The organism is Nocardioides sp. CPCC 206348 (assembly GCF_048654705.1).
Classification (GTDB): domain Bacteria; phylum Actinomycetota; class Actinomycetes; order Propionibacteriales; family Nocardioidaceae; genus Nocardioides.
The window spans coordinates 535-8,341 of sequence record NZ_JBMCZA010000057.1 but is presented as its reverse complement, the minus strand read 5'-3'; the positions used below and the strand labels follow the sequence as shown (position 1 = coordinate 8,341).

The 7,807-nt window shown below is 62.6% G+C and carries 8 protein-coding genes; 2 read left to right on the top strand and 6 right to left on the bottom strand.

All coding sequences use genetic code 11. From position 1 onward, the window contains the following. The 6 genes from ACOADB_RS01950 to ACOADB_RS01925 all read right to left on the bottom strand — a co-directional run. Positions 1-914, bottom strand: a 914-nt coding sequence (locus tag ACOADB_RS01950) for an ABC transporter ATP-binding protein (RefSeq protein WP_378596227.1), incomplete at its 3' end; no start/stop codon positions are given. 63 nt (positions 915-977) lie between these two features. Then, positions 978-1,703: a hypothetical protein gene (locus ACOADB_RS01945; protein WP_378596226.1), complete on the bottom strand. Its 726-nt coding sequence runs from the start codon at positions 1,701-1,703 to the stop codon at positions 978-980. After that, positions 1,700-3,343 carry a phytoene desaturase family protein gene (locus ACOADB_RS01940; protein ID WP_378596225.1) on the bottom strand — a complete coding sequence of 548 codons (1,644 nt, stop codon included), beginning with the start codon at positions 3,341-3,343 and terminating at the stop codon, positions 1,700-1,702. Before ACOADB_RS01940 ends, ACOADB_RS01945 begins: the two co-directional genes overlap by 4 nt. A gap of 42 nt (positions 3,344-3,385) precedes the next feature. Beyond that, positions 3,386-3,673, bottom strand: coding sequence for a cytochrome C oxidase subunit IV family protein (locus ACOADB_RS01935; protein ID WP_378596224.1), 288 nt, complete (start codon positions 3,671-3,673; stop codon positions 3,386-3,388). Positions 3,674-3,682: 9 nt separating this feature from the next. After that, on the bottom strand, positions 3,683-4,285 hold the full coding sequence (locus ACOADB_RS01930) for a cytochrome c oxidase subunit 3 (RefSeq protein ID WP_378596223.1): 603 nt from the start codon (positions 4,283-4,285) through the stop codon (positions 3,683-3,685). Then, on the bottom strand, positions 4,282-5,040 hold the full coding sequence (locus ACOADB_RS01925) for a hypothetical protein (protein ID WP_378596222.1): 759 nt from the start codon (positions 5,038-5,040) through the stop codon (positions 4,282-4,284). Before ACOADB_RS01925 ends, ACOADB_RS01930 begins: the two co-directional genes overlap by 4 nt. A 156-nt stretch (positions 5,041-5,196) precedes the next feature. On the opposite strand from ACOADB_RS01925, the gene ACOADB_RS01920 reads away from it, so the two are divergent. Both ACOADB_RS01920 and ACOADB_RS01915 read left to right on the top strand, forming a co-directional pair. Beyond that, positions 5,197-6,462 (top strand): TetR/AcrR family transcriptional regulator, encoded by a 1,266-nt coding sequence (locus ACOADB_RS01920; protein WP_378596221.1) that lies wholly within the window; start codon positions 5,197-5,199, stop codon positions 6,460-6,462. Positions 6,463-6,703: 241 nt separating this feature from the next. Continuing rightward, positions 6,704-7,381, top strand: a complete 678-nt coding sequence (locus ACOADB_RS01915; RefSeq protein ID WP_378596220.1) for a hypothetical protein — start codon at positions 6,704-6,706, stop codon at positions 7,379-7,381. Positions 7,382-7,807: the final 426 nt, after the last annotated feature.

Here is a 7,807-nt window from a genome sequence, read left to right as displayed (position 1 = left end):
AGCACCCGCTCGATCCGACGGCGCTCACCCTTCCGGTCTGGAAGTCCTGGAACGGGGCGGATCTGCGGGATCAGGCCGCCGATGTCCTCCGTGCCGCCGTGGTGGTGTCCGGCTTCGAGGAGCGCCTCCTCCTCCGCGAGCGTTGCCTCGTCCTTCTCTTCGCTCATCCCGATCGGCCCGAGACGGCGGCCGTTGAGAAACTGCTCGACCACCGGTTCCTCGCTGGTGAGGAGGACCTCACGCGGACCAAAGGTCACGAGTTCCTTGCAGAACAGCATGCCGAGGTTGTCGGGCAGTGTGCGCGCAATGTGGATGTTGTGGGTGACGACCAGGATTGTGGCGTCGATCTGAGCGTTGAGGTCGACGAGCAACTGGGAGAGGTACGCGGTGCGGACCGGGTCCAGCCCGGAGTCCGGCTCGTCGCAGAGGATGATTTCAGGATCGAGTACCAGCGAACGCGCCAGGCCCGCCCTCTTCCGCATGCCGCCTGACACCTCCCCCGGAAGCTTGTCTTCGGCACCTTGCAAGCCGGTCAGCTCGAGCTTCTCCAGCACGATGCGGCGGACCTCGGACTCGGTCTTGTTGGTGTGTTCGCGCAACGGGAATGCCACGTTGTCGAAGATGCTGATCGATCCGAACAGCGCTCCGTCCTGGAAGAGAACGCCGAACATTCGACGAATCTCATAGAGCTCTGACTTGCGGCACCTGACGATGTCGACGCCGTTGATGAGCACCCGGCCACGCTCGGGCTTGAGCAGCCCGATGACGCACTTGAGGAAGACCGATTTGCCTGTTCCGGATGGACCGAGGAGGGCGCTGATCTCCCCCTCTGGCAACGTGAAGCTCACGTCACGCCAGATGTTCTGGCTCCCGAACGACTTCGTCAGCCCCTCGACGGTGATCTCAACACCCATTGCCCAACCTCCATGGTTGATCGACTCGGTTCGCCGAAGCCGGCGATGGCGTACAGAACTGGTTCATCGCACAGCCTCGAGCGGTGCGGATTTGTCGGCAGCTGGTCGGCGGTCACTGTTGACCGCGACTAGTAATTGCCGCGTGTTGACGAGGAACTGAACGATGAAGATCGTTGCCGGAATCCAGATCACGAAGATGCCGCTCCACGCGAACGGGCCTGACTTGAAATGCGGCAGAAGTACGGCCGGCATGAACACGATGGGTGCCCACACATTGAGGTAGGCAAGCCATCGCGGGAAGAGTGGGGACGACCTTCTGTCACTGGCAACCGCGAACGCGAACGCGAAGTTCTGCACCATGAACGGGGGCCAGGGCATCACCAGGAAGATCCAGCTGAAGTCGTTCAGCATCTGGGTCATCGCAGGGTCACGATCTGGCCTGAACGCAGCGACGACGAAGAGCATTCCGGGGACCATGAAGGTTAGGCAGGCAAACGCTCCGGCGATACCTTGCGCCCAGACCACTGTCGGGTGGACTCCTGGAATCCGCATCATCTGGCCCGAGATGACTGCCGTGAACGCCGCGTAGAACATCCCACTCACGAACATCAGCGTCGCTCCAACGCGGATGCCAACAGTGTGAGTCTGGTAGTGCTGGGCCACCTCGGCCGCCGACAATGACGGCGACAACGGTGGAACGAAACTCGCCACAACGAACCCAAGGAAGAACAGCGTGACGCACGCAATCCCTGACCAGGCGCACGCCCGTTGGAATGCGTTCTGGTTCATGCCGATGCACCCGTTCGGCGCCGTGGGCTCGATCCGCCTGACTTCAGCTTCAGTGCCTTCATTGCTACCTCTGCTGCCAACTTCCCGGGCGTTCCACAGATGCCGGCGCTGGGGTGCATGCCGCCGCCGCTGAGGAACAATCCTTCGACTGGGGTGGTGAAGCCAGAGAAGCCGGGCGCAGGCCTCATCGGTCCGAAGCGGGTAGCGATCGGGTCGACGTGGTAGACGTTCCCGTCCGGAACACGGAAACGTTCGGCGAACTTCGGCGGAGTCATCACCTGGCGGTCGATCTCGAGTTCCCGGAGCCCCTCGATCACCTTGGATGCGTGGTTGATGGCCCCCTCCGCGGCGGTCTCCTCGAGCTCTGACCAGGGCGTCTTGGGATTACTCGGCGCGATTCCTGTCCAGAACCAGAAGGTGTCCTGACCCTCCGGCGCCTGACTCGGGTCCGCAGCCGACGGAATGATGCCCACTCCTGCGAGAGGCTCGGGGAGTTCGCCGCGAGCGCAGGCGGCCCACGCCTCGACATGGTCCTCGAACGTCCCATACACAAGACCCGGACGACGCAGATCGACACCGTCGTGCCGGTTTTCCTGATGAGCGCTCAGCGTCAACTTCCCGCTGAGCGCCATGTCGAGCTTGAAGGAAGACGCGTGCGTCGAGGATGTCGGGATGTGCTGGGCGCGTTCGCGCATGTGTTCGGGCAGTGCGCCCTCGGGCAGGAGCTCCGTCAGGGTGGTCTTGACGTTGTTCGCTGCGATCACGGCGTCGGCATAGATCTCCTCGCCGCCAACGAGCCGGACTCCGTGCGCGCGGCCGCGGTGTACCAGGATCTCTTCAACGACACTCGACATACGGACTTGTCCGCCCTTGGCGGCGAAGCAGCGTCCCAGCGCGTCGGTCACTGCACCCGTCCCTCCGGCGAACCGGGCTACGCCGCTGCGGTGATGCATTGCAAAGAAGATCAGCGCCCATCCGGTCCCGTCCTCAGAGATCGGCACGAAACACGGCAGTGCGGCGAGGGGTGCCTTGACCATCGCGTGGGTGAACCGCTCATCGATGAGTTCGGCTTGAGAGGCCGTGAAGTACCGCGATGCGGCCGCAAGATGGCGTGGGTGGCGAGTGGCGCTCAGGACCCCGCCGGCCAGGCGCTTGCCAAACGGCCGCATGGGGTTGGCATTCATGAACGGCCCCATGATGTCCATCAAGGGATCCAGCTCGTTGGACATGTCGATGAACGCACGAGCGTCAGCCGGCGAGAACCGCCGGATGTCCTCAGCGGTGCGTTCGGGGTCGTCGAAGATGCACAACGACTCCCCATTCGGGCCGAGCGCGGCGTAGACCGGGTCCATTTCGATCTGCTTCAGCCCGTACCTGGAGAGCTGGAGATCCTCGATGATGCCGGAGGTGCGGATCAGCGACGCGTCCATGGCGCCCTCGTTGATGCGGTGCCCGGGGGCATTCGGCAACACGGGGTTCGTTGACGTCATGCCGCCGAGCTTGTCCGTCGCCTCGATGAGCGTGACTGTCGCTCCGGCTCGCGCGAGGTAGCAGCCGGCGGTGAGGCCGTTGTGGCCGCCACCGATGACGATGACACTGGGAGATGCATTCATGGGTAATTCTCCTGAATTTCTAGACATCGGGCGCTCGACTCGCCCGCGATGTGAGCCGTGGGTGGTCAACTAGGCGAGCAGCAGCGTTCCGGCGAGGACGACGAAAGCCGTGAGGCAGTAGGCCTCGAAGATCAAACGCAAGACGATGGGTGCATGCCGGACCTCCATGAAGTCCAGTCCGACAAACCGCACTTTGACGAAGGCGATCGCGAGGATCAGGGCCCCGGCGCCGCCATTGACTCCCTCGAGGGCGCTGGGCTCATGCGTTCCCATCCACCACGAACTCACAGTTGCGGCCACCAGAACCGCCCACACGACGGTGGCCCGACCACGCGCCAGGAAAAGGAGATCGTTCATGTCAAAGCCTCAATGCACCAGGTAGAGGAGAGGAAAGAGAACAATCCAAAGCAGGTCGACCATGTGCCAGAAGCAGGCGCCGCCCTCAAAGAAGGCGAGCTGCCCATCCGACAACGTCGGCTTCCGCGCCAACCAGACGAGAACGCCGAGAAGGCCCATTCCGATCAACAGGTGAACCCAGTGGAGGCCGGTCAACATGAAGTAGTACATGAAGAAGTCGTTGGTCGCAGGCGTCACCTGGTGCTGAGTCTTGTCGACGTACTCGACGACCTTGAGCGCCGAGAACGCAACACCGCATGTGACCGCACCCAACAGCAAGAACTCTGCTCGGCCGCGACGTTCGCGGACCGCGCGCACGGCCATCACCACGAGGAGCGAACTGACCAGCAAAAGGACCGTGTTGGCGACACCGAAATCCTGGTTCAACGCTAGTTGCGAACGGTCGAAGATCTCGGTGTCGCGCGAACGCCCCTGGAGGTAGGTGGCGAACATGACCGCGAAGATTGTCATGTCCCCGAAGATGAAGACCCAGACCCCAACCTCGCCGGGAATCCGTCGCCCGGGTTCTTCCGAGCGAGCGGCGTCCTTGGCTGGCAACAGCATGGCCGTCATCGCTCCGTCGGCCCCTGGCTCGAACCCTTGGCCACGAACTCGCGCCGACCGTGGCGGAGCAACAGCCAGGTGTTCACCGACATACCAACCGCGAACAGGATCACCGGAATCCAGAAGCCGACGACACCGTTCCACGCGAACGGTCCCGTCTTGAAGAAGACCGCCAGAACGCCACCGGCACCTGTCACTGCCACCCACAGGTTCATGTAGGCGGCCCAGCGCGGCCAGAGGGGCTCATCGCGGCGATCAATGAAGCCTGCGATCGCCATCACGAAGTACTGCGTCATGTAGGTCGGGATCAGCGTGGACCACACGAACCAGCAGTAGTCGTTGAGCATGCGCGTGATCTCCGGACTCACGTCCTGGCGATAACTCGCAGTGATCCATGCGAGAGAAATGATCTGGAAGAACGTGACCAGGATGATCGCGCCACCCCACTGAATCGTGGACAGCAGTCCGGGTTCGCCCTCGATCTTCTTGATCTCTGCGCTGATGACAGCGTAGAAGGGCAGCAGGAGACCGGAGGCGAACATCGCCGCGAGAATGCCGATGCGGATGCCGGTCACGTTGTCAGCGAAGAATGACGCCAGCTCTTCGGCGCTCCAGTCAGGCGACGGCGGCGGGATGAACCCTGCCACGAAGATGAACGGCACCGCGAAACCAACGATGGCTGCTGGCCAACACCAGACGCATGCCAGCCAGATCCGGTGGGCGATCGAACCAGCTTCGATTCGATCCTGGGTTGCTGCCGTCACAGTCCTTCTCCTTGCCCTGAGTGATGACCCTCACATTTCGAATCTAATCTAGGATCGAATTGGACATTCGTCAAGATCCGTCCATTATTGATCCTGTGGGAGTGCAGCGTTGGCACCCGTGATCGCGCCTTGCTGCCCAGCAGAAGGGACCAGCCGATGAACACGCCGGGTCAGCCCGCGGACCTCGCGCAGCTGAACCCTGCCAAGTCCGCCCGCACGCGCATGCGAATCCTTCACTCAGCAGCTCGCGCTCTGGCAGCTGGCGGCGGCGCCGGACTTCGAATACACGAGGTGGCAGCCGCTGCGGGGCTCCAGTCCTCGGCCGTCTACTACCACTTCGAGTCGCGTGAGCAACTGGTTTCCGAAGTTGCCTTGCGCGGATGGATCGCGCTGGATCGCTGGGTGAGTGATGCGCTCGTGTTCACGGCGTGCGGCGCGTCTGCTCGTGACCGCATCAAGGTAGCGATCGAGGCACACCTGCGGTGTCAGCTGGAGACCTCGGACTTCGCTCTTGCCGCCGCTCGCGTGTCACATCCGAACGACGAGGCTCGGACCTACGGCCCGGCGCCGACTGCGGGCTACGACGCGATGTGGGAAGAACTGTTGCTGGACGCAGTTCGCGCCGGTGAAGCATCTCCCGCATTGGATCTGCCCTGTGCTGCCCGCCTTGTCGTTGGCACGCTCCATCAGTCAGCGCTGTGGTGGTCCCGTGCCATCGGGACGGTGGATGAGGTGATTCGGTGTGCGCAGATGTTGGTCTGCGACGGACTCGCCCCTGTCAACCGAACTCACACCAACCGACCCCTGGAAGTGTGGCCGCTTGATCGGGCGACACTCGGGACGCGCGGCAGACTCCTCACCGCCACCGCGTCGTCGCTTCGCGAGCGCGGCTACGAGCGGGCGACGTTGGCTGACATCGCCCAGCGCGCCAACGTGCGAGGACCCGCCATCTATCACTACTTCGCGTCACGGGACCAGTTGATTGAGGAGTCCGCCTGCTCAGCGATACGACGTCTCCAGTCCCGCACTCACCTCGCGCTCAGCGATCTTCCACCCGATGCCGGGCCAATGACGCAGATGATGACCGCGCTCGGCGTCCATTGCAGGCTGAGCCTCGATGATGCTGGCTTTGTACCGATCACCGCGGGTCGCTCCGTGGAGCTACCCAACGGCATTCGAGATGCCGTCCGGCAGGCGGGCGTCGACATCGAGGCTTCGTGGGACCGGTTGATCCGAGCGGCACCCAACTTGGCCGCACAGAGGCCGGAGACGGGACCCACGATCCCCCGGATGCTGCTCCTGGGCGCAGCAGATCGCGCGAACCATGCGGGTCTGGCTAGTTCCGAAACGCACATCATGGTGTCGACAAGCCAGTTGCTCATCAACGGTGGCCTACTTGCCTTTGAGAGCGCTACGCCCTGACTCGAAGTTGCCTCCGTATCGGGTTCGTTCAGCGCCGCGTGTTCTCCTCAGCGATGCGGGGCCGGCGCTCGACGATGGCCCGCGTCCAGGGCAGCGAGCCTATGGACAAAGCGCGCCGATGTGGACAGAATCGCACAACTGTCCACGTCGGAGTGGTGAACCTTCTCCATTCCGAAATGCCGTCCTACTCTCTGCCTGGAGCACCAAGATGTCTTACACGTCTCAACGAATCTGCCTCTGGATGGCTCCACTGGCGATGGTGCTCTTCACTCTGGGATTCGTGATTGTCGGCGGATTCCTCCCGCCCCCATCCCCATCGATGAGCGCCACCGAAGTGGTGGCGTTCTACAACGAGAACACCAACGGGAAGCGACTCGGGCTGGCCATCACGATGATCGCAGCTGCATTCACGATTCCGTTCGTCGCGGCACTGACCGTCCAGATGCGCCGCATCGAGGGACCAGCATCACCGCTGGCCTTCACCCAGTTGGCCGTCGGCACTCTCGGGTGGGTTGTGTTTGCCATTCCCGTCATGATCATGGAGGCTGCGGCATTTCGCACTGACCGTGATCCTGACGCGTTGCTCGCCATTCATGACATTGGCTGGATCATGCTGGTCGGGACGTACTCAGCGGTCCTGATCCAGTGCTTCGTCGTGGGTTTCTGTGCACTCCAAGACAAGGCCGGAGTCGTGTGGCCCCGGTGGGTCGCCTACTACAACTTCTGGGTCGGACTGCTGTTCCTCCCGGGAACGCTCTTGTACTTCTTCAAGGACGGACCGTTCGCGTGGAACGGCATCTTCGTCTGGTGGATCCCGCTGACAGTCTTCTGCTCATGGTTCTTCCTGATGGCATTCGTCACCGTTCAGGCTGTGAATCGCGAGGAACGCGCGGCGGGCCCCCAGCCCATGCCGTCCTGACCGACCTCGTCCGGCATGCCCGGGCGCCGACAAGTTCGTCGGAGCCTGCAACCCCTCGACCTACGTGATCAAGGTCGAAGACGGCGAGATCCACGACGGCGGCGGATTCGTCGGCTCCGACTTCGCGAGCTTTGGACCCTGATCGCGGACTGAGGGCTGAGGGCTGACGGTTTCAAACCACGACGGTCCCGGGTATCCCGAGACTGTCGTGGTTTGCATGCCCTAGCGATGCATCGGTTCGCCGCGTGGGGTTGACCACCGAGTACGGGTCCGTCAGGGTTCTTGGTCCATAAACAGTCCACCGTTTTGCGGCGGTTGGATAGCCGCTTCGGGCAAGCGGTGCATCACCGCAGGTCAGAGGCGTGTTTCCGATCCGCGCAAAAGAGATTTGAACCAGGACCGCGAACCTAGGTGCTTCAAATCTCA